Here is a 19,947-nt window from a genome sequence, read left to right as displayed (position 1 = left end):
TAGCTACGCATTATTTTTAAATTGTCTAAAAAAGGACACACCTATCCCGTTAGACCCAAATTTAAAAGTAATGACACGTGCAAAATACATAGCTGTATCCACTTTTACACCTGTCTCGATCGCTAACTTCTTCATTCCGTTCACCTCCGTCCATTTGAATTGTTCTAATATTAACATATTTCAATTAATATGTACATACTGGAAATGAATGTTATACGGGGGTAGTTCTTTATTCGGGAGAGGGTCTACTTTAGCATTCAACCTTCCTACTTTTCGCTGATTTTTCCACTTTTGATATCCATTGCTCTATTTCTCCGCTTTCTATTTTCATTCCCTGCCTCAAATCCTCAAGAGCCGGAACTTTTATTTTCCCTTTTCTCAAATTTGCGTTACGATAAGAGGTGGATGCAATTTAGAATGGAGGAAGTTTTCCTTATGTCGAATAAAGCTTTACAAAAAGATGCGATGCGCGTTTTAAAAGAAACGAGCCGCACATTTTATATCCCCATTACTTTTTTAGATAAAGAATTAAAATTAACGGTTGCTGCAGCGTATTTAGCGATGCGGGCAATTGATGAAATTGAAGATCATGAAGATGTTTCCAATGAAATGAAAAATGCGACATTATTAAAAGTAGCAGAATTGCTGAAAGCCCCTGCTTTTGATAATAATGCTTACCTTGATGCACTGGCACCTGTAAAGGACAAAATGCCTGAAGTAACGCTTCGTTTAGCTGACTGGCTGGAAGTTTGTCCTCAAGGAGCATTCCCGATTGTCACTTCAGCGACGAGCGAAATGGCAGAAGGGATGGCAAAATGGGCACTCGCAAATTGGCAAGTGCATACGAAAGAAGACTTGGACGACTATACATATTATGTGGCTGGCTTAGTCGGTGTCATGCTTTCGGAGCTTTGGGAATGGAGCGCCGGCACGAAAACAGACCGTGAACTGGCAATCGGCTACGGTCGCGGTTTGCAGGCAGTAAATATTTTACGTAACGAGCAGGAAGATTTGGATGAGCGCGGTGTCAGCTTCGTACCTGATGGCTGGACGCGTGCTGAACTATTTGCTTATGCGGAGGAAAACTTGGCAAAGGCCGACCTTTATATGAAAGATTTAGACAAACGTTCGATTAAATTATTCTGTAGACTGCCTTTAGCATTGGCACATAAAACATTGCAGGCCATGAGAGATGGACGAGAAAAAATGTCCCGCTCAGAAGTTGAAGCAACAGTAGAAGAAATCCAGGCAGATTAAAAAGAAGTGTGTTGAGGGTTCTCCCACAACACACTTCTTTCTTACATAATGATGGCAATCGCGATACTGCAAATTGCACAAAGCCCTACATACGTAAATGAAATAATATGACGGCGCTTTTCTCTTCTAAACCAAAACTCCAATAATCCGCGAACTATAAACAAAATCATAATGAACGCAAACAATACAGAATATAATGTTTTTTGGTCAAATAGATTAATAGTTACATACGATAAAAACATGAAGCATAGGATGATTTCCAAGACGAAATGCCAAATCCCCACATACTGATCCATAAATTTCTCGTTTTTTGGGATGTTATATTTTTTGCGTAAGTTTAAATCGAGTAAACCTGCCCCAAAAAATGCGATGATGACTACTACAATTAACACAAGCGACTTCCCTTCTATATCTCTGATTGTAAATACTGCTGGCGTAATTCTTCAGGCACTAAATCACCGCCTGTTGACCAAATAATATGTGTGGCGTTTTCCATTTTATCTGTAAGCCCATGCTTTTCGATGTATGATGTCCCCTGCATCATTAATTCAATCGGACCATACACACCTGCATGCGCTGAAGGTTCCATAAAAATGTTTTCCGTCTCAAACATACCTTTTAAACTTCTAAATAAAAAGCTGTCATCCACAGTATAACATCCGCTTATAACGGATTCCATCAATGTTCCGACAAATCGTGAAGGACGTCCTACCGCCAATCCGTCAGCTTCTGTCTGGTTGGACAACCCAATATCATTCACACTGATTTTGTCATGCAAACCTGTCATCAATCCTAAAAGCATACATGGTGATGCAAATGGTTCCGCAAAGAAAATATGAATCTGTTCACCGTAAATTTGTTTTAAAGAGTAGGCAATTCCTCCGGGCGCTCCCCCAACCCCGCAAGGCAGATAAACAAATAGCGGATGATTCGCATCGACTTTTATTTTTGCTTGCTGTAGCTGTTCTTTCAGGCGTAAACCGGCAACTGAATATCCTAAAAACAGATCGATTGAATTTTCATCATCAACGAAATGGCATGCGGGATCTTTTTCTGCTACTTGGCGGCCGTTTTCCACGGCAGACGTGTAGTCAGATTCGTATTCGATCACTTCTACCCCTTTTTCACGCAGCAGTTCTTTTTTCCACTCTTTTGCCTCTATCGACATATGCACCGTTACCCGGAAACCAAGCTGTGCGCTAATAATACCGATACTCAGGCCTAAATTACCAGTTGATCCGACCGCTATTTTATATTGGCTAAAAAATTGGCGAAATTCTTCACTATGGAATTTTGCGTAATCATCTTGTTCTGTTATCATACCTGCATCAATTGCCAGCTTTTCGGCATGGCTTAACACTTCATATATACCGCCACGCGCTTTAATTGAACCGGCGATCGGTAATGCATGATCACATTTAAGCATTAGTTTTCCGGGAATATTAAAACCGCGTCGTCCTTCTATGAGTTTTTTCATCGCAGCAATTTCTTTAAATTCCGATTCAATAATACCGTCTGAAAATTTCGTCATCGGAAATGCGACCTTTATATAAGAAGAAAAACGCTTTAATCTATTTTCTGCGTCTTGAATCATATCAAGCGTTACTTGTTCAGATAACTGCCTTCCTTTCTCTGCATTTTCATTTTCCCAAAAAACGTATTGTTCGGATTGCAGCTTTTCAATTAATGGAAAGCGCTCTTTTAGTGCGTCTAAATTTAATATTTGCTGATTCATTTATGATTCCTCCTTCTCAAAAATCGCACGTTCACAAATTTGTCGAAATTTTGTTTCAAAAGCCAAATTATTTTCTTCTGTGCGTTTTTTAGGACCTTTCGTACGTCCCCCTGCACGTCTTATTTTCGCACTTTCAAATCGAAAAGCCAACAGTTGGTCTATGTTGTCAGACGTCAGTTTTTTACCGTTATGAGTAATGACAATTCCACCTTTTGCAATACACATCGCAGCAAGGCCATAATCACCTGTTATGACAATATCTCCTCGCTTTAAGACACTTAAGAGCTTAAAATCAACCGAATCTGGTCCTTTGTCAACAATAATTGTTTTTGCACCATCTCGTTCCATTCGATGTGATGTATCGCAGAACAAGATTGGTCTTATCTCATATCGAGATGAAATAAACAGCGCTAAATCAACAACTGGGCATGCATCTGCATCAATTAATAGTTGTAAAATAGTTCATCATCCTTTCCAAAAGCAACTCCAAATTAATATATCAATATAATATATGAAAACGTTTTCTCTTTTTTAACACCGATTTTACATAGTGATGTCACATAAAATATAATTGAATTGTTTGATAATTCATACTAATGTATACTTATTAATCCATTTGGGGGTATTAACATGACGACAATGACAACAACGAGTAACGCACAGCAATATGTTGATGGTGTGTTTGAAAAATTAAAAGCAAAAAACTCAAATCAATTGGAATTCCTGCAAGCAGCAGAAGAAATTTTCCTTTCTTTAGTACCTGTATTCGAACAACATCCTGAATACATTCAACATAATATTTTAGAACGTATCGTTGAGCCGGACAGAATCATCTCTTTCCGTGTAGCTTGGCAAGATGATCAAAACCAAGTACAAGTAAACCGCGGGTACCGTGTTCAATATAATAACGTTATCGGGCCATATAAAGGTGGTTTACGCTTCCATCCTACTGTAAACGAATCAATTATGAAATTTTTAGCCTTTGAACAAATTTTCAAAAACGCTTTAACTGGTCAACCGATCGGCGGCGGTAAAGGCGGTTCCGACTTTAATCCAAAAGGTAAATCAAATGCAGAAATTATGCGCTTCTGCCAAGCATTCATGACAGAATTATACCGTTATGTCGGTCCGGATGTCGATGTTCCGGCCGGAGATATTGGTGTAGGTTCACGTGAAGTCGGTTTTTTATGGGGTCAATATAAGCGAATCCGGGGTGCATATGAAGCAGGTGTTTTAACAGGTAAAAAACCTGGCTACGGAGGATCATTGGCGCGTACAGAAGCAACAGGATACGGTTTAGTATACTTTGTTGAAGAAATGCTGCGTGATGCAAAACTTTCAATTAACGAAAAAACGGTTGTTGTTTCAGGTTCTGGTAATGTAGCAATTTATGCAATTGAAAAAGCTCAGCACTTTGGAGCAAAAGTAGTTGCCTGCTCCGACTCTGCAGGCTACATCTACGATCCGGAAGGCATTGATTTAAAAATTGTTAAACGGTTAAAAGAAGTTGAAGGGAAGCGTATTAAAGAATATGTAAATTATCGTCCAAATGCTATTTATACAGAAGGCTGTGACGGTATCTGGACAATTCCATGTGATATCGCTCTTCCATGTGCAACTCAAAATGAAATTAACGGTGAACAGGCCCGCACTTTAATTGCTAATGGCGTAAAAGTCGTTGCAGAAGGTGCTAATATGCCATCGAATTTAGATGCAATCAATGAATTTTTAGCAAGCGATGTATTATTCGGTCCTGGTAAAGCAGCAAATGCAGGCGGTGTTGCTGTATCTGCACTTGAAATGGCTCAAAATTCAGGCCGTAACTACTGGTCATTCCAGGAAGTTGATGAAAAACTTCACGGTATTATGAAATCAATTTTCAAAGAAAGTTCGGATGCAGCGAAAAAATATGGCTATGAAGGCAATTTAGTTGTCGGTTCAAACATTGCCGGCTTCATTAAAGTAGCGAACGGTATGCTTGTAGAAGGCGTTTATTAATTAACAAAACCCGCAATTTCCTACGAATAAGGAGCATTGCGGGTTTATTTTTTAACGTACTACGAGAACATCACAATTGGCGCTGCGTACAACATTTTCCGATACAGATCCGAGTAAGAAGCGTTCGGCACGGTTTAAACCAGTTGCTCCGATAATGATCAGATCGGCATCTGTCAAGTTCGTCAATACCGCTTTAGGAGACCCTTCTTCAACGGATACTTGTACATTTTTAACGCCGGCCTGTTCTGCTATAACTTTGTATTCCTTTAACTGATCAAGAGTTTTTTCCTTTAGAGCCTTTGCATACTTTAAATCATATGCTTCCACTGATCCGAATGAATGTGTATCAATTACACTCACTAGATTCAATGTCGCATCCGTCAATCGAGCAACGTTCATACCACGCTCAAAGGCAATTTTTGCTTTTTCTGAAAAGTCTATTGCTACAACAATATTATTATACGTTTTTAGCATCTAAATCACTCCTTGTCTAAGATTAGTATAACAAATGTTACCATTACACTGGTAACAAAGGGCATACCCTATTAAAGGTTAGACGTCTTTCTTTAAAATACGAACGATTTTATATCAATATTATAAAATCATTCGTGTTATAATAAATTTGAAATTACTTTTGGAGGTATCTCACATGGAATTAATGTATACAGGTAAAACAAAAGATGTATTTAAACTTGAAAACGAGCTATATTTACTGAAATTTAAAGATGATGTAACAGGAGAAAACGGGGTTTTTGACCCAGGCGCAAACACAGTCGGTTTAACAATTGATGGCGCAGGCCTTGCCGGATTGAAACTTACCTCTTTCTTTTATTCGAAATTAAACGAATTGAATGTGCCGACACATTATGTTGAGGCAAATTTTGATGAAGCGACAATGACGGTTAAACCAGCAACTGTTTTCGGGAAAGGTTTGGAAGTTATTTGCCGTTTTAAAGCAGTCGGTTCTTTTTTACGCCGCTATGGTGCTTATGCAACAGAAGGTCAGGATTTGGATTCATTTGTAGAAGTAACTATTAAGGATGATGAACGCCTGGATCCTCCTATTTCAGAAGATGCGCTTTCAATGCTTGGTATTTTGACTCATGAGGAATATGCAATTTTGAAACAGCGCACAATCGAAATTTCAAAGTTTGTTGCAGCAGAGTTGGAGAAAAAAGGATTAACGCTTTATGATATTAAATTGGAATTTGGCCGCGATGCAAAAACAGGTGAAATTTTACTCATTGATGAAATTTCAGGCGGTAATATGCGCGCATACCAAGGTGATACATATATTGAACCATTACAATTAGAAAAGATTATGCTTGCTGAATAATTTCATTTTCTTAATGCCTTTCTTCAAGCACTACAGGGACATTCCGGACTTTCCGGTATGTTCCTTTTGTTTTTACCCCCTTCCCTTTTTCAAGATAAAATGCTACACTTACTTTTGTACTTCAACGCGTTGAAGCGCGAAATCATATAGCGAGGTCTAGTCATCATGAATGCAAAACAACATGTAAAACCCCATTTCATTGAAGCTCTTATTTTAATTTTATTTATTATTGCACTCATTTCCTATAGCATTATGAAACTTGGCAGTGTGCCGCATATTCCGATTTTCATAGCCATCATCGTCCTGATGATGTATGGTGTATTGCGAAAAGTACCGTACCGCATTATGGAACAAAGTATGATCGCTTCTGTTTCAACAAGTATCAGCGCAGTTTATATTTTTTTGCTTATCGGTGTATTAATTAGTAGCTGGTTAATAAGCGGTACAATTCCTACATTGCTGTATATTGGTCTATCCATTATTTCCGCGAGCTTTTTTTATGCTGTTGTGTTCATCATTACAAGTATTATCGGTACAGCGATCGGCAGTTCGCTTACTACCGTCGCAACAATTGGTGTTGCGATGCTGGGAGTTGCCAGTTCGATAGATGCTTCACTCGCAATTACAGCAGGAGCGATTGTTTCCGGAGCGTTTTTCGGGGATAAAATGTCCCCGCTGTCCGATACGACAAATTTGGCTGCGACTGTTGCCGGGATTGATTTGTTTACGCATATTAAAAATATGATGTACACAACAATACCCGCATTTATTATTTCACTCATTATCTATGCGTGGATTTCTCCAAGCAGTCAGAATATGGACACTGAGCTTATTACAAGCTTTAAAGAAACATTGGTTGCAACAAATTTAATTCATTGGTATGCGGTCATCCCTCTCATCGTTCTGATTGTGTGCACAATTTTTAAATTGCCGAGCCTAGCTACACTGGCAATTAGTGCTATTTCGGGCATCGTGTTATCGTATTTCCACAGCTCGATCCCATTGAACGAACTGTTTTCGATTTTATATAACGGTTATTCAATGGAGACAGGTGTCGAAGCAATCGATTCATTGCTGTCACGAGGCGGTATGAACAGTATGCTGTTTACGATTATTCTGATTATACTGTCCCTTTCTATGGGCGGATTGCTCTTTACACTCGGCATTATCCAAACATTATTACAGGTGCTTCAAAACCAGTTGAAATCAGTCGGTTCGGTAATTACCGGTACAGCTCTTACAGCAATCGGTATTAACGTAACAATCGGCGAACAGTATTTATCGCTGTTATTAACAGGTGAAGCGTTTAAGGAGAAATTCAAATCACTTCAGCTACATCCGAAAAATCTGGCCCGCACGATTGAGGATGCTGGTACTGTCATCAACCCGCTCGTTCCATGGAGTGTGTGCGGTATGTTCATTGCTTCTACAATGAATGTTCCGGTCACTGATTATTTACCATTCGCTTTCTTTTGTCTGTTAAGTCCAGTCATCACAATTTTATTTGGATGGTTGAATATTACGATTACGAAAATCAGCAATAGTTAAAAAAAATGCGCCTGCTCACTTTTATAATGAGCAGGTTTTTATTTTTCCGTGTTTTATAACCTCCGCTAAATTAATCGATAATTCTGTTTACATATATATCATAAAGTGATATATTGTTTTTAGATATATATATCACTTATGGATATATCAGGAGGTGACATAGTGAAAAACAATGATCAATTGACCGAATCCATGTTTCATATTATGGCCGCATTAACAACACCTCAACACGGGTACGCAATTATGAGTTTAATTGAAAAAACATCAAACGGCACTATTTCTATCGGACCGGCTTCCATGTATACGATTATAAAAAAGCTTATACAAAATGAATGGATTTATTTGTACGATGATTCAGATTCAAGGCGCAAAGTGTACTTATTGACACAAAAAGGCAGGACTGTATTAACAGAAGATTTAAAAATTCGAAAGCTGATGATTCAGTTAGCTGAAAAAGGACTGGAGGAAGAAGCATGAGTAGAACGAAGTATATGATGTCTGGCGGATTAGCTTTTTCAGAACAAAAAGATATGGAGAAACTGCGTAAATATTCTTCTGAAGGGTGGCATGTCCGGAAATTTTCATTTTTAGGCTACACGCTTGAGCAAGGTGAAAGTGCCGATTATATTTACAGTATCGATTATCGTACATTGGATAATGATGCAGAAGAATACTTTGAGCTGTTTAAGGATGCAGGCTGGTCGCTTGTGGATTCCGCCGGCGATATTCATCTGTTCCGTGCCGCACCACATACGAAGCCAATATACACGGACCGTGATACAACAATTGAAAAGTATAAAAGCCAAAAGAAACCACTGAATCTTGCGATGTTGACACTGGTACCAGGTACAATCATATCTTGGATGATTTCTCTCCAAACAACTGGCAGCATACACACGCTCTTCTTTAGTTTAGCCCTTTTACTGACAGTAATTACGATTCCGTTACTGTGGACTGCACTGACTTCATACGGGAACCAATGGAAGGCTGAAAATAAAACGGGGCTTGTTCTCCTTACAAAGCTGCTTCCCGCTGCTGCAGTTGTTATCGCGGTTTATGCAATAGTTGAATCCGACTTAAAAACAGTACAAATGTTAGCCGCTGCTGTCATTGGAGCAACCGTCTTTGTAACGTTCATTACATTGTTTATGTCTCTTTATCACCGGTTTAAAGTAAACAAAGCGTAAGAAAAGATAGGCTCTTGAAAATGAGCCTATCTTTCTATTTTTAATCATTAAATTTATACGACGATTCTCTTCCCGAAAATCGCTTTTAACAGAGGCGGTGTCACGATTGTCGTTACGATAATTACGATAATGATCGATGTATAATAATTACCCGGGAGAAGTCCTCCTTCAAGTCCCATTGCAGCTAATATTAGTGCAACCTCGCCTCGCGAAACCATCCCAGCACCGACGCCCATCGATGATTTCGTATTGAATCCAGCTAATTTAGCACCTAGTCCTGATCCAATAAACTTGGATACAACCGCAATTATTGAAAATACGATAATAAACCCGATTTGATCACCAATTCCATCGAATGAAACTGCTAATCCGATGCTGACAAAGAAGAACGGAACAAAAATCCCGTAGGCAATCGGCTCAACTTTATGTTCGATTTCTTCTTTATATTCTGTTTGTGCAATCGCAATCCCCGCAAAGAACGCACCGATAATACCTGCTATACCTAGGAATTCCGCAAAATATGACAAACCAAAACATATAATCAAACCCGCACTCAATATTGATTCAGTCACTCTAAACTTCTTGAATAGTCTTATAAAGTGTGGAATAAACCATTTTGCAAGCACAATCAATATCGCGAAGAATAAAACTTTCTTACCGATTAATATACCGATATTCGTGTCCGAACCGGCAAAGAAACTCATTGCAATCGCGATTAAAATAACGACTACAATATCATCCAATACCGCAGCCCCGAGTAAAGTTGAACCTTCCTTACTATTCAGCCAGCCAAGCTCTCTTAAAGCCTGTACCGATATACTGACAGATGTAGCAGAAAGTAATAACCCAATAAAAATGGATTCTCCTACAGACAATCCGTAATATTGTGAACCTGCATAACCTAAAATGATTGGCAGCAGAATACCACCTAAAGCAACATAGATTGCCGCCTTTTTGTTTCTGTTCATTTCCTGCAGATCAGTTTCTAGACCCGCTAAAAACATTAACAGTAGAACACCTATTTGACTGAATACAGTTAAAAGTTCAGTATCGTGAACCCAACCAAGCAGTGCCGGACCAAGAATGATACCAACAATTATTTTTCCTAATACAGATGGTTGCCCGATTCTCGCTGCAAGATGGCCAGCAAGTTTTGTAGCTAATAACACTATTACAATTTGTAAAATAAACATAAATTTCCCCTTTCAATGCAAAAAAAGACAAGGCGGTGCCATAGTTGACTATGGCTCCACCTTGTCTTGCATTTATTATTTAATTAATTGCTTACGGCCCTATTCTAATATATTTCCCCTGGCACTTGCAAGCTTCTGTATATAATATTTACGGTAAATCATATTATTATTTCTTTCTTATTCCTATTTTTTCTAGTTACTTGAGATCCCTAAAAACGCCTTCAACTCACGCATCTGCTTTTGTGCCTGTTCATAGCCGACCTCATAATTGGCTTTCATTTGATCGACTTTGCTTTCAAAGCTTTTGATCGGGCGGTCCGGTTTAAAAATAAATGCTTCCTGTTCTGTCTCTTTTTGAGCAATATATTGCATTGTTTCATTATACATATCCGCTCGGTGTCTCATCGCAGCCGCGAGTCTCGGGTAGCGTTTTTGAAAAAGCTTCGTTGCCCACTGATTCGTTTTTGATGCACTTTTTATATAACCCGGTTCCCTCGTCAAAATGAGCAGATGTTTGTTATATCCTTTTTCGATCGCACGTTTGATTGGGATCGAATCGGATAGTCCCCCATCATAATACGGAATATTGTCAATTTTAATCTCAGGGAACAGTATAGGAATCGCACAAGTTGCCTGCAGTATGTCACATGTTTTTGTCATAGTATGGGCACTTTTATACTCCACTTTTCCGGTATATGCATTCGTCAGCCCGAACTCCACCTCACCTGGGTAGTTGTAGTAGGCGTCCCAATCAAACAAATCAAGCTGATTCGGCACAATATTATAGGCAAAATCCAATCCGAACAGGCTTTTTTCCTTCAAAAAATTCCGCATTCCCATATATCGGGGATCATTGCGGTACGTTGTCAAAACACGCATCGTCCGTTCAGGCTGATTTGACATATAGGATACCGCATTGATGGCACCTGCCGAAATCGCCGCAATATACGGCATCTTAATTTGTTCTTCCATCAGAGCATCTAAAACACCTGCTGTAAAAACCGTTCGAAATGTCCCGCCTTCAAGTATTAGACTACAATCCTTCACCTCTTGCATCTCATCCCACTCTTTCCCTATTTCCATCATTCCTCTATTTTACTATATGTCTTCTAAATATTATTAAAAATAATACTCAATGAATTTTCGCTACTTCCTAAATTTTCAGAAATATGGTATTATTTATTTCGAATATCGTAATATTAGGAGGCTAATTATGTCAATGTTGAATCGTAGTGATATACCGGTTGAAGAAACTTGGAATTTGGAAGATCTATTTGCTACAGAACAAGCCTACACTGCGGCAATCGAAGAAGTAAGACAACTTGTTGAGGAAACTGCAGCTAAACTTGCAGGGACAATTACTGATGTACAAGGCGCGATTAACGCAATTGAAGCAACAGAAAAAATTCAGGAGAAAATGGTTGTGATCGGCACCTATGCTAGCCTTTCACATAGTGTTGACCAAACGAACACCGACAATCAGATGCGTGCAGCAAGCTTCGGTTCTTTCGCTGCAAAACTTGCAACAACGTTATCATTTGTAAAAAGTGATTTACTAGCATTGGACGAAGCTGTTTTAAAAGAAGCGCAAACAGTAAAACCGGAATACGCCAATTTTATTGATAAACTGCTCGTACAGAAACCGCACCAGTTACATCCTGAAGCGGAAAAAGCGCTGGCAGCATTCGGGGCCACATTCAACGCGCCATATGAACTGTACAATACGACAAAATTGGTAGATATGCAGTTCCCTGACTTTGAAGTAGGTGGTGAATCATTCCCACTTAGCTACAACTTGTTTGAAGGCGACTGGGAGCTTGAAACGGACACGGATAAACGCCGTGCTGCATTTGAAGCCTTTTCAAAAAAACTACGCGACTATCAGCATACGACAGCCAAAACATACAATACACACTTGGCGATTGAAAAAACGGAAGCAGACCTTCGGGGCTACGACAACATTTTTGATTCTTTATTAGAGTCACAGCAAGTGGACCGCTCAATGTATAACCGTCAAATCGATCTAATTATGAATGAGCTTGCACCACATATGCGTCGCTATGCGAAACTGCTGCAAAAAACACATCAGTTGGACAAAATGACGTTTGCAGACCTTAAAATTTCGCTGGACCCATCATATGAGCCAACAATTACGGTGGAAGAATCCCGTCAATATATGAAAGACGGATTATCGATTATGGGTGACCATTATACGAACATGATCGACCGTTCTTTTGACGAGCGATGGATTGATTTTGCACAAAATGCAGGAAAATCAACTGGCGCATTCTGTTCAAGTCCATATGGTGTGCACCCGTATGTATTGATTTCATGGACGAGCCGAATGAATGAAGTATTCGTTTTAGCCCATGAACTTGGTCATGCAGGTCATTTCTACTTGGCAAATGATGCGCAAAACATTTTCAATGCCAGACCATCACTTTACTTCATTGAAGCGCCATCAACAATGAATGAAATGCTTATGGCAAACCATTTATTAAAAAATTCTACAGATGCGCGCTTTAAACGTTGGGTCATCTCAACAATCATCAGCCGTACGTACTACCATAATTTCGTAACTCATTTACTTGAGGCAGCTTACCAGCGTAAAGTATACGAAATTATCGATGCAGGCGGAAGCGTCAACGCACCGAAACTGAATGAATTAAAACGTGAAGTGCTTGAACAATTCTGGGGAGATGCCGTTGAAGTAACTGAAGGTGCAGAATTGACTTGGATGCGTCAGCCTCATTACTATATGGGCTTATATCCATATACGTATTCTGCAGGATTAACAATTTCAACACAAGTTTCACAACGCATTTTAAACGGTGACGAAGCAGCTGTCGAACAATGGATTGATGTATTAAAATCAGGTGGTACGAAAACACCTGTTGAACTAGCTCAAATGGCAGGTGTCGACATTACGACCGAACAGCCATTACGTGACACAATTGCATTTATCGGAGATTTAATTACACAATTGGAACAACTGACTGCAGAGCTTCAAACAGTTTAAGTGACACTGCAATCAGCGGGCATTTAAGGCTCCCACTGATTGGCCATCATCACTATTTTACAGGATGTGCTGAATTTACATTCAGGCACATCCTTTTTAAATGGCTACCGAAGTGCTGATAAGATCTACTGGCTGGAATAATTCAGATACCCCTGATTCGATGGCAGCAGATCCAACCGCTTTCGCAACCACACCTGCCACACGTTCATCCATCGAGCTTGGAATAATAAAGTCTTCATTCAGCTCTTCTTCCGTTACTAGCGATGCAATAGCTTCAACCGCCGCCAGCTTCATCGATTCATTAATATCTGTCGCTCTTACATCAAGTGCACCACGGAAAATTCCCGGGAAGGCAAGCATATTATTCACTTGGTTCTTATTGTCTGAACGGCCGGTACCGATAATTTTCACGCCCCATTTTTTCGCGTTTTCCGGTGTTATTTCAGGATCCGGATTTGCCAATGCAAAGACAATCGGATCTATAGCCATCGATTTAATATGCTTTTCCGTTAAAATATTTGCTGCTGAAACCCCGATAAACACATCCGCCCCTACTAATGCATCATCTAAAGTTCCGCGCAACTGCTCCGGATTCGATAAATGAGCAACCTGTTCTTTTACCGGATTCATTCCTTCAGGACGCCCTTCATAAATAATGCCTTTCGTGTCACACATTACGACATTTGTGTATCCCATCTGAATTAGAATACGGAGAATCGCAATACCTGCAGCCCCGGCTCCGTTAATGACAACTTTCATTTTCGTAACATCTTTTTTCACGAGTTTCACCGCATTGATTAAACCCGCCCCAACGACAATTGCCGTCCCATGCTGATCATCATGAAATACCGGGATTGAACATTCAGCACGCAGTCGGTCTTCAATTTCAAAACAGCGCGGTGCTGAAATATCTTCCAAGTTAATCGCACCATATGTCGGTGAAATTGCTTTTACGATATTGACAATTTCGTCTACGTCTTTAGTATTTAAGCAAACCGGTACAGCATCTACATTCGCAAAACGCTTTAATAATAACGCTTTCCCTTCCATTACAGGCAAGGCGGCTTCCGGACCGATATCCCCTAAACCTAAAACCGCGGTTCCGTCTGTAATCACCGCCACTAAATTCCCTTTCATCGTATAGTCATACACGGTTGAAGGATTCTGTTCAATCGCAAGGCAAGGAGCTGCAACACCCGGAGAATAAGCTAAGCTCAAATCATATTTATCCTGTACCGGAACTTTTGCACGAATTTCCATTTTCCCGCCAAAGTGTTCGTGCATTTCAAGCGACTTTTTCATTAAATCCATAATTACCATCCCCTTCTAATTTTTCAATCCCTTTGTAATTACGAATGTTAACTGTAAACTTTTACTTTGTCAACGATAGCTTTAAAAATCAATCCGAATCGCTTAAATTACACCGCAAACATTGATATGACAACATTTATAACGGTAATTAACCACTTGCCCTCTTTGTGAATTTAAACACAATCTACTATTTTTGAATAATAAATGTAAGGGCTGTCATTTTCAAAAGCTTGCTTTATCAAGCTAAAGTATGTGATGGATTGCACGAAGTATTTTCAATTTAGTAATATGAAATAATTCACAAACTCCTAAAAAAAAATTTTTGAACCGGCACTTTTGTCTCCAATTCCGTGTAGTTTTGTTACACTTATACATATCGGAGGGAACACAATGACAGAAAAAAAGAATACTGAGGAACTGACAGAAGAAGAATTTTTGGAACTAGTTTTGGAAGAACAGGAAAAGGCGCTTGCAAAAGCACGAGAGGAACGGTTAAACCCACAGCCGAAAAAACCGAAAAAGCAAAAACCGTTTGTTCGGATTGTAGTCTGGCTGATGGCATTAACATTAGCTTTTAGTACGTTTGCTATGATTTTCAATGTGTATTCCATTCCTGCCATCGAATTTTTAAAAGTATCGGCACAACTATCAAATCAGGAAAATATCCAAACATATAAACAATCCGTTGTTACGATTGATACTGACTCCGGAAAAGGAACAGGATTTGCGGTATCGAATAATGGCTACATAATAACAAATGATCATGTAATTGAGGATGCGTTGACGATTACCGTTGTTTTTCCGGATGATACGCTTTATAAAGCTGAGGTTGTAGGATCATATGAAGATTATGATTTGGCACTGTTGAAAGTGGATGCGGAAAACTTGCCGTTCCTGCCACTTGCCCGGGCGAGCGAATTCAGTAAAAATGAACCCGTTTATTTTATCGGAAATCCGCTTGCATTTAGCGGGATCGCCAATAAAGGAACGATTATCGGCTATACGAATGCCGCTGACATTCAGCCGGACATTATTATGATGGACGCACCTGTTTATCGCGGGAACAGTGGCAGCCCGGTCATTAATGATAACGGACACGTAATCGGGGTTGTATTTGCAACCGGAACTCGGGAAGGTCACGGGAAAGTCGGATTATTTATTCCGGTAGAAAATGTGCATGCGCTGTTTCGGGCTTATTTGAAGTAATTCGGGAGTGAGGAGCTAGGCTCAAAAGCTTGGGAGCCCTTTGATGCATTTTATTAGAAGATTTATGAATGATATTAGAAGAGTTGGATGATATTTTAGAATTTTTAACTAGTTTATTTGAAGATTGAACGACCATATTAGAACAAACGTGTACTTTATTAGAAGGACGGCGATAAATTAGAACTTTTTAAGTTTTATTAGAACTACCCTAGTTTTATTAGAACTACCCTAGTTTTATTAGAACTTCCCAAATTTAATTAGAACAATCCGCAACTTTATTAGAACTCCCCCACCACCGCCTACAGATCAAAAAACGGCTGCTCACTATTATTTAATGAGCGCCGTTTTAAAATTAGAAAATAAGGCTAATTAAGAAGTAGAATAATCCGGCCATTAAGGCGGAAATTGGCAATGTGATAAACCAAGTAATCACAATTTTACGGGCCATTCCCCATTTAACACCTTTTACACGCTGTGCTGCACCAACACCCATAATTGCAGAAGAAATTACATGTGTTGTCGAAACCGGTAATGCGATGACTGTTGCACCGAAAATGATGGATGCCGAAGTCAAGTCAGCCGCTACCCCGTTAACCGGACGGATTTTCATAATTTTACCGCCGACTGTTTTAATAATTTTATATCCGCCTACCGATGTCCCAAGACCCATCGCCAATGCACAGGCAAAACGTACCCAATCCTGTACTTCATCTGTTGATTGCCAGTTTGCTGCGATTAAAGCCATCGTAATAATACCCATCGCTTTTTGGGCATCGTTCGTACCGTGTGTAAACGATTGTAATGCCGCTGTACCGATTTGCGTCAAACGGAACGCTTTCGTTGTCCCATATAACGGCGAGCGGTGGAAAATAAATTTAAATAATTTCATTACGATAAAACCAAGAGTTAATGCTAAAATCGGCGATATAATTAATGCCTGTAAAATTTTAAAGAAACCTTCATAGTTTAAAATATTCATACCTGCAGATGCAACTGCTGCACCGGCAATTGAACCGATTAATGTATGGGAAGAACTTGATGGAATACCGAAATACCAAGTTAATAAGTTCCACGTGATGGCAGAGCATAATGCTGCCAAAATTACTACAGACCCTGTTGTATCCCCTTCAAATGCGTTTAAAGAGAACGGATCCACAATTCCAGATGCTACAGCTTTTGCTACACCTACGAACGTCATCGCACCTACGAAGTTCATCACTGCCGCTAACAGAACAGCTACACGAGGTTTTAATGCACGCGTCGAAACAGATGTGGCGATCGCATTCGCTGTATCATGGAAACCGTTAATAAAGTCGAATGCCAGCGCAAAGATGACAACGAGTACGGTAATGATTAATAACGTATCCATAGTTTACTCCTTTTTCATTATGCATTTCGCATAATAATTGATTCGATTGTATTCGCTACATTTTGGCAGTAGTCTGCAATTTCTTCTAACTGCTCATATAAATCTTTAAAGATGATTAGGCGAATCGGATCTTTCTCAGTCTGGAATAGTTCAGTAATGGATTTACGGAAAATTTCATCACATTCACGCTCATAATCTTTGATCAGAATGGCATGTTGACGCATACCGATTAAATCTTTTTTATTCAATAATTCCATAGCCTTTACTGCTTCATCACATGATTTGGCAATATAGTCTACGAAGTCACGCATGTACTGATTCACTTCTGTAAATGAATACATTTCAAAGTGGGCAATTGTATTTTCAATGCCATCCAGAATATCGTCCAGTTTGATGGCTAATGATAAAATATCTTCACGCTCAATAGGCGTCATAAAGGAATCGTTTAATTTCACGATCAATTCATGGATCAGCTTGTCCCCTGCTGTTTCATAGGACTTCATTTTAATTTGAATTTGTTTTAGTTCTGATACTGTTGTAATTGTCGATTCTTTTGCATAGTTGGCACCTTGTTGTACATTTTTTGCAATATTTAATAATCCTTCAAAAAATGGATCCGGCTTTTTAGAGTTAAACATCGAATAAATCCTCCTAAAATGAAGTTTGTAAATTAAAACCTAGGTAATCATACCACCGAGTTTTCAATATCTTCAACATTAAATTATGTTATTTACAAAAACTTAACAATTATGAAACATACCTTCACGATTGTATCCTGTTAATTTTAGCCTATTTCTGATGAAATATTCTGAAAACACAACAAACTTGTTATTATAATGCTATTTCCCAGCATTTTTTACGGCATTGTCTGCAAAAATTAGTTTTTCCTCTTCCATACCCATTATTACGAATTGTTAATTGTAAAGCTAATGTAAATTTTAAGTTTCGTAATAGTTATTTTTTCAGCTGTATTTTTATATAAAAAAAGCCTAGCAAGTTTCAACTTACTAGACCCTATATCTATTATTTACTTGTTTAAGACTGAAGATACGATATGCGCCGCATCCCATTCACCTAAAGAAAATTTTGTAATCGGATATTTTTTATTGAAAAGCTGCTCTGTAATTTCATCAGTTGTCAAACCCTCTTCGTTCAACACTTCTATTTTATAACTTAGCTCTTTTAAGTAATTTAGTTTACGCATTAAAGCATCTCTTCCATTTTCTATATATCCCGCATGATTACAATATATTTCAAGGAAGTCATATGTTAACACTTTCTCCAGCGATCCGATAATGTGAGGGATACTTTCTTCACGCAGGACAACCTTTGTTTTCGGTGTTACATACAGATCTCCTGTAAAGAGTTGGCCTGTCGCTTCATTCAAATAGGCTACATGGTCTTCAGTATGTCCAGGTGTTTCAATTACTGTCCAATTAGCTGTTCTTGATGAAAAAGAATTTCCGACAGGCTGTGCAAGAAAAGGCAGTCTTGCCCCCCAGAACAGCTTGCGATATAAAGGATAACTTGCCTTCCTACTGCATTCTTCCAAGTTGTGCGGATGCATAAATATCGGCAAGTTATACGTTTTCTGCAAAAAATGAGCGCCTCCGGAGTGATCTTCATGATAATGGGTCAACATAATCTGATCAACGTCCATCTGTTCAAAAAAAGGCTTGAACTGCTTAAGAAGCGAGGCAGAACCTGTATCAATTAGTATACCGTCCACTTCAAAGCAATGAACATTTAAGTGAACAGCTTGAAATTGGACAGATCCATTGATCATTTTCACTCCGTTTTTTTCGCTCAGTTCTGTTTTTTTCTTAAATAACAAGTTTCTCACTCCTTTGACCGTTATTTTTCTACAATACCACTTAATTATAAATATTGGAAATCAGGTCCATACACTTGCTAAGTTTCTGTATGACAAAAAGCCGTTATGCAAAATTAATTTACATAACGGCCTGTTCAGCAGTTCCAACCTATTTTTCGACAGAATGATGTTTTACCCAATCACTATAACCCGCCATATAGATTTTTATATTTTCATAGCCCGCTTCTTTTAAAACAGTATATACAGGGGTAGCAGTTACACCAGAACCGCAGTAGACTACTACTTCCTCCCCCTTTGGAACTTGCTCGAGAAGAGAAGATGTAATCACCAGTTCTGAGCCATTTCGCAACTGTTCCCAATCATAGTTTTTGGCTGTTGGAATATGTCCTGCCACTTTATCGAACGGCTCCTTCTCACCATGGTAACGCTCCGGTGCACGGGCATCAATTAATGTCGCTTTTCGCTTACCTTCGATAATATGCATAATATCCTGACGTTTTATTAAAATATCATCATTCCAATGTAGATCAAGCTTACTTTCCTTATATTCAGGTACTTCTTTCGTCACAGGGAATCCCGCTTCCTTCAATGCTTCAAAACCGCCATTTACGACATAGGCATGCTTAAAGCCTGCATAGTGCAGTATCCACCAGGCACGTGTTGCAAAAGCTGCAGCGCCCTGATCATAAATATAGATGGCATCATTGTAATTCAAACCATACTTTTCAAACAAAGCCTGAAGCTGCGCCTTCTCAGGAAGCGGATGTCTACCCTCTTCTTTTGTTAAATCCGACAAATCGGTATTTAAATCCCAGTATACCGCGCCTTCAATATGGCTCTCTTCATACATCTTTCTGCCTGACTCTAAATTGATCATATCAAATCTAGTATCGATTAAACGACCTGTTCTTTCCATTCGATTTGCGGTCACAAAAATATTCGTCATTAAAAAGA

At 39.0% G+C, this 19,947-nt stretch carries 20 protein-coding genes; 8 read left to right on the top strand and 12 right to left on the bottom strand.

Annotated features, from left to right (window positions below):
- Positions 1-3 precede the first annotated feature (3 nt).
- Positions 4-135, bottom strand: coding sequence for an RAxF-45 family protein (locus tag MKZ25_RS06810; RefSeq protein WP_008404783.1), 132 nt, complete (start codon positions 133-135; stop codon positions 4-6).
- 300 nt (positions 136-435) lie between these two features.
- Here MKZ25_RS06810 and MKZ25_RS06805 point away from each other — a divergent pair, with 300 nt between their 5' ends.
- On the top strand, positions 436-1,257 hold the full coding sequence (locus tag MKZ25_RS06805) for a squalene/phytoene synthase family protein (protein ID WP_340800825.1): 822 nt from the start codon (positions 436-438) through the stop codon (positions 1,255-1,257).
- A gap of 41 nt (positions 1,258-1,298) precedes the next feature.
- Here the strand turns inward: MKZ25_RS06805 and MKZ25_RS06800 are convergent, their stop codons facing one another.
- The 3 genes from MKZ25_RS06800 to MKZ25_RS06790 are packed head-to-tail and all read right to left on the bottom strand — an operon-like array spanning position 1,299 to position 3,451.
- A complete protein-coding gene (locus tag MKZ25_RS06800) occupies positions 1,299-1,649 on the bottom strand; it encodes a DUF4181 domain-containing protein (protein ID WP_340800824.1) in 351 nt (116 codons plus the stop codon).
- A 14-nt stretch (positions 1,650-1,663) separates the two neighbouring features.
- A complete protein-coding gene (locus MKZ25_RS06795; RefSeq protein WP_340800823.1) occupies positions 1,664-2,992 on the bottom strand; it encodes a D-serine ammonia-lyase in 1,329 nt (442 codons plus the stop codon).
- A complete protein-coding gene (locus MKZ25_RS06790) occupies positions 2,993-3,451 on the bottom strand; it encodes a YaiI/YqxD family protein (RefSeq protein WP_340802984.1) in 459 nt (152 codons plus the stop codon). It abuts the gene before it with no gap.
- A gap of 171 nt (positions 3,452-3,622) precedes the next feature.
- On the opposite strand from MKZ25_RS06790, the gene gdhA reads away from it, so the two are divergent.
- Positions 3,623-4,990 carry an NADP-specific glutamate dehydrogenase gene (gene gdhA, locus MKZ25_RS06785; protein ID WP_340800822.1) on the top strand — a complete coding sequence of 456 codons (1,368 nt, stop codon included), beginning with the start codon at positions 3,623-3,625 and terminating at the stop codon, positions 4,988-4,990.
- Between the two features lie 51 nt (positions 4,991-5,041).
- Here gdhA and MKZ25_RS06780 read toward each other — a convergent pair whose 3' ends face one another.
- The gene (locus tag MKZ25_RS06780; RefSeq protein WP_251688750.1) at positions 5,042-5,464 is read right to left on the bottom strand and encodes a universal stress protein; all 423 of its coding nucleotides are present in this window, start codon (positions 5,462-5,464) and stop codon (positions 5,042-5,044) included.
- A 175-nt stretch (positions 5,465-5,639) separates the two neighbouring features.
- Between MKZ25_RS06780 and MKZ25_RS06775 the strand changes: the two genes are divergently transcribed.
- The 4 genes from MKZ25_RS06775 (at position 5,640) to MKZ25_RS06760 (ending at position 9,061) form a co-directional block, all read left to right on the top strand.
- Positions 5,640-6,326: a phosphoribosylaminoimidazolesuccinocarboxamide synthase gene (locus tag MKZ25_RS06775; protein ID WP_340800821.1), complete on the top strand. Its 687-nt coding sequence runs from the start codon at positions 5,640-5,642 to the stop codon at positions 6,324-6,326.
- A 165-nt stretch (positions 6,327-6,491) separates the two neighbouring features.
- On the top strand, positions 6,492-7,874 hold the full coding sequence (gene nhaC / locus MKZ25_RS06770; RefSeq protein ID WP_340800820.1) for a Na+/H+ antiporter NhaC: 1,383 nt from the start codon (positions 6,492-6,494) through the stop codon (positions 7,872-7,874).
- 162 nt (positions 7,875-8,036) lie between these two features.
- Positions 8,037-8,351: a PadR family transcriptional regulator gene (locus MKZ25_RS06765; RefSeq protein WP_340800819.1), complete on the top strand. Its 315-nt coding sequence runs from the start codon at positions 8,037-8,039 to the stop codon at positions 8,349-8,351.
- Positions 8,348-9,061 carry a DUF2812 domain-containing protein gene (locus tag MKZ25_RS06760; RefSeq protein WP_340800818.1) on the top strand — a complete coding sequence of 238 codons (714 nt, stop codon included), beginning with the start codon at positions 8,348-8,350 and terminating at the stop codon, positions 9,059-9,061. Before MKZ25_RS06765 ends, MKZ25_RS06760 begins: the two co-directional genes overlap by 4 nt.
- Before the next feature lie 53 nt (positions 9,062-9,114).
- On the opposite strand, the gene MKZ25_RS06755 is transcribed toward MKZ25_RS06760, so the two are convergent.
- Both MKZ25_RS06755 and MKZ25_RS06750 read right to left on the bottom strand, forming a co-directional pair.
- A complete protein-coding gene (locus MKZ25_RS06755) occupies positions 9,115-10,254 on the bottom strand; it encodes a cation:proton antiporter (protein ID WP_340800817.1) in 1,140 nt (379 codons plus the stop codon).
- A gap of 192 nt (positions 10,255-10,446) precedes the next feature.
- On the bottom strand, positions 10,447-11,340 hold the full coding sequence (locus MKZ25_RS06750; protein WP_340800816.1) for a patatin-like phospholipase family protein: 894 nt from the start codon (positions 11,338-11,340) through the stop codon (positions 10,447-10,449).
- A gap of 127 nt (positions 11,341-11,467) precedes the next feature.
- Between MKZ25_RS06750 and pepF the strand changes: the two genes are divergently transcribed.
- Entirely contained in the window at positions 11,468-13,273 is a 1,806-nt protein-coding gene (gene pepF, locus MKZ25_RS06745) for an oligoendopeptidase F (RefSeq protein ID WP_340800815.1), read from the top strand.
- Positions 13,274-13,369: 96 nt separating this feature from the next.
- Here the strand turns inward: pepF and MKZ25_RS06740 are convergent, their stop codons facing one another.
- Positions 13,370-14,584 carry an NAD(P)-dependent malic enzyme gene (locus tag MKZ25_RS06740; protein ID WP_340800814.1) on the bottom strand — a complete coding sequence of 405 codons (1,215 nt, stop codon included), beginning with the start codon at positions 14,582-14,584 and terminating at the stop codon, positions 13,370-13,372.
- 390 nt (positions 14,585-14,974) lie between these two features.
- Between MKZ25_RS06740 and MKZ25_RS06735 the strand changes: the two genes are divergently transcribed.
- Positions 14,975-15,790: a S1C family serine protease gene (locus MKZ25_RS06735; RefSeq protein WP_340800813.1), complete on the top strand. Its 816-nt coding sequence runs from the start codon at positions 14,975-14,977 to the stop codon at positions 15,788-15,790.
- 352 nt (positions 15,791-16,142) lie between these two features.
- Here MKZ25_RS06735 and MKZ25_RS06730 read toward each other — a convergent pair whose 3' ends face one another.
- The 4 genes from MKZ25_RS06730 to MKZ25_RS06715 form a co-directional block, all read right to left on the bottom strand.
- Positions 16,143-17,159: an inorganic phosphate transporter gene (locus MKZ25_RS06730; protein ID WP_340800812.1), complete on the bottom strand. Its 1,017-nt coding sequence runs from the start codon at positions 17,157-17,159 to the stop codon at positions 16,143-16,145.
- 17 nt (positions 17,160-17,176) lie between these two features.
- Entirely contained in the window at positions 17,177-17,797 is a 621-nt protein-coding gene (locus tag MKZ25_RS06725; protein ID WP_340800811.1) for a DUF47 domain-containing protein, read from the bottom strand.
- Between the two features lie 389 nt (positions 17,798-18,186).
- Complete coding sequence (locus tag MKZ25_RS06720) at positions 18,187-18,993, bottom strand: MBL fold metallo-hydrolase (RefSeq protein WP_340800810.1); 807 nt, start codon at positions 18,991-18,993, stop codon at positions 18,187-18,189.
- A gap of 148 nt (positions 18,994-19,141) precedes the next feature.
- On the bottom strand, positions 19,142-19,939 hold the full coding sequence (locus MKZ25_RS06715; RefSeq protein ID WP_340800809.1) for a sulfurtransferase: 798 nt from the start codon (positions 19,937-19,939) through the stop codon (positions 19,142-19,144).
- Positions 19,940-19,947 lie beyond the last annotated feature (8 nt).

Source organism: Solibacillus sp. FSL W7-1464 (assembly GCF_038004425.1).
Lineage (GTDB): Bacteria > Bacillota > Bacilli > Bacillales_A > Planococcaceae > Solibacillus.
The sequence above is the reverse complement of the archived record's forward strand: the minus strand, read 5'-3'. Positions and strand labels throughout refer to the sequence as shown.

What these genes read in the sequence shown, in the direction of transcription:
- MKZ25_RS06810 (WP_008404783.1), bottom strand. Translation starts at nt 135, where the DNA reads ATGAAGAAGTTAGCGATCGAGACAGGTGTAAAAGTGGATACAGCTATG.
- MKZ25_RS06805 (WP_340800825.1), top strand. Translation starts at nt 436, where the DNA reads ATGTCGAATAAAGCTTTACAAAAAGATGCGATGCGCGTTTTAAAAGAA.
- MKZ25_RS06795 (WP_340800823.1), bottom strand. Translation starts at nt 2,992, where the DNA reads ATGAATCAGCAAATATTAAATTTAGACGCACTAAAAGAGCGCTTTCCA.
- gdhA (WP_340800822.1), top strand. Translation starts at nt 3,623, where the DNA reads ATGACGACAATGACAACAACGAGTAACGCACAGCAATATGTTGATGGT.
- MKZ25_RS06780 (WP_251688750.1), bottom strand. Translation starts at nt 5,464, where the DNA reads ATGCTAAAAACGTATAATAATATTGTTGTAGCAATAGACTTTTCAGAA.
- MKZ25_RS06775 (WP_340800821.1), top strand. Translation starts at nt 5,640, where the DNA reads ATGGAATTAATGTATACAGGTAAAACAAAAGATGTATTTAAACTTGAA.
- nhaC (WP_340800820.1), top strand. Translation starts at nt 6,492, where the DNA reads ATGAATGCAAAACAACATGTAAAACCCCATTTCATTGAAGCTCTTATT.
- MKZ25_RS06760 (WP_340800818.1), top strand. Translation starts at nt 8,348, where the DNA reads ATGAGTAGAACGAAGTATATGATGTCTGGCGGATTAGCTTTTTCAGAA.
- MKZ25_RS06755 (WP_340800817.1), bottom strand. Translation starts at nt 10,254, where the DNA reads ATGTTTATTTTACAAATTGTAATAGTGTTATTAGCTACAAAACTTGCT.
- MKZ25_RS06750 (WP_340800816.1), bottom strand. Translation starts at nt 11,340, where the DNA reads ATGATGGAAATAGGGAAAGAGTGGGATGAGATGCAAGAGGTGAAGGAT.
- pepF (WP_340800815.1), top strand. Translation starts at nt 11,468, where the DNA reads ATGTCAATGTTGAATCGTAGTGATATACCGGTTGAAGAAACTTGGAAT.
- MKZ25_RS06740 (WP_340800814.1), bottom strand. Translation starts at nt 14,584, where the DNA reads ATGGATTTAATGAAAAAGTCGCTTGAAATGCACGAACACTTTGGCGGG.
- MKZ25_RS06735 (WP_340800813.1), top strand. Translation starts at nt 14,975, where the DNA reads ATGACAGAAAAAAAGAATACTGAGGAACTGACAGAAGAAGAATTTTTG.
- MKZ25_RS06730 (WP_340800812.1), bottom strand. Translation starts at nt 17,159, where the DNA reads ATGGATACGTTATTAATCATTACCGTACTCGTTGTCATCTTTGCGCTG.
- MKZ25_RS06725 (WP_340800811.1), bottom strand. Translation starts at nt 17,797, where the DNA reads ATGTTTAACTCTAAAAAGCCGGATCCATTTTTTGAAGGATTATTAAAT.
- MKZ25_RS06715 (WP_340800809.1), bottom strand. Translation starts at nt 19,939, where the DNA reads ATGACGAATATTTTTGTGACCGCAAATCGAATGGAAAGAACAGGTCGT.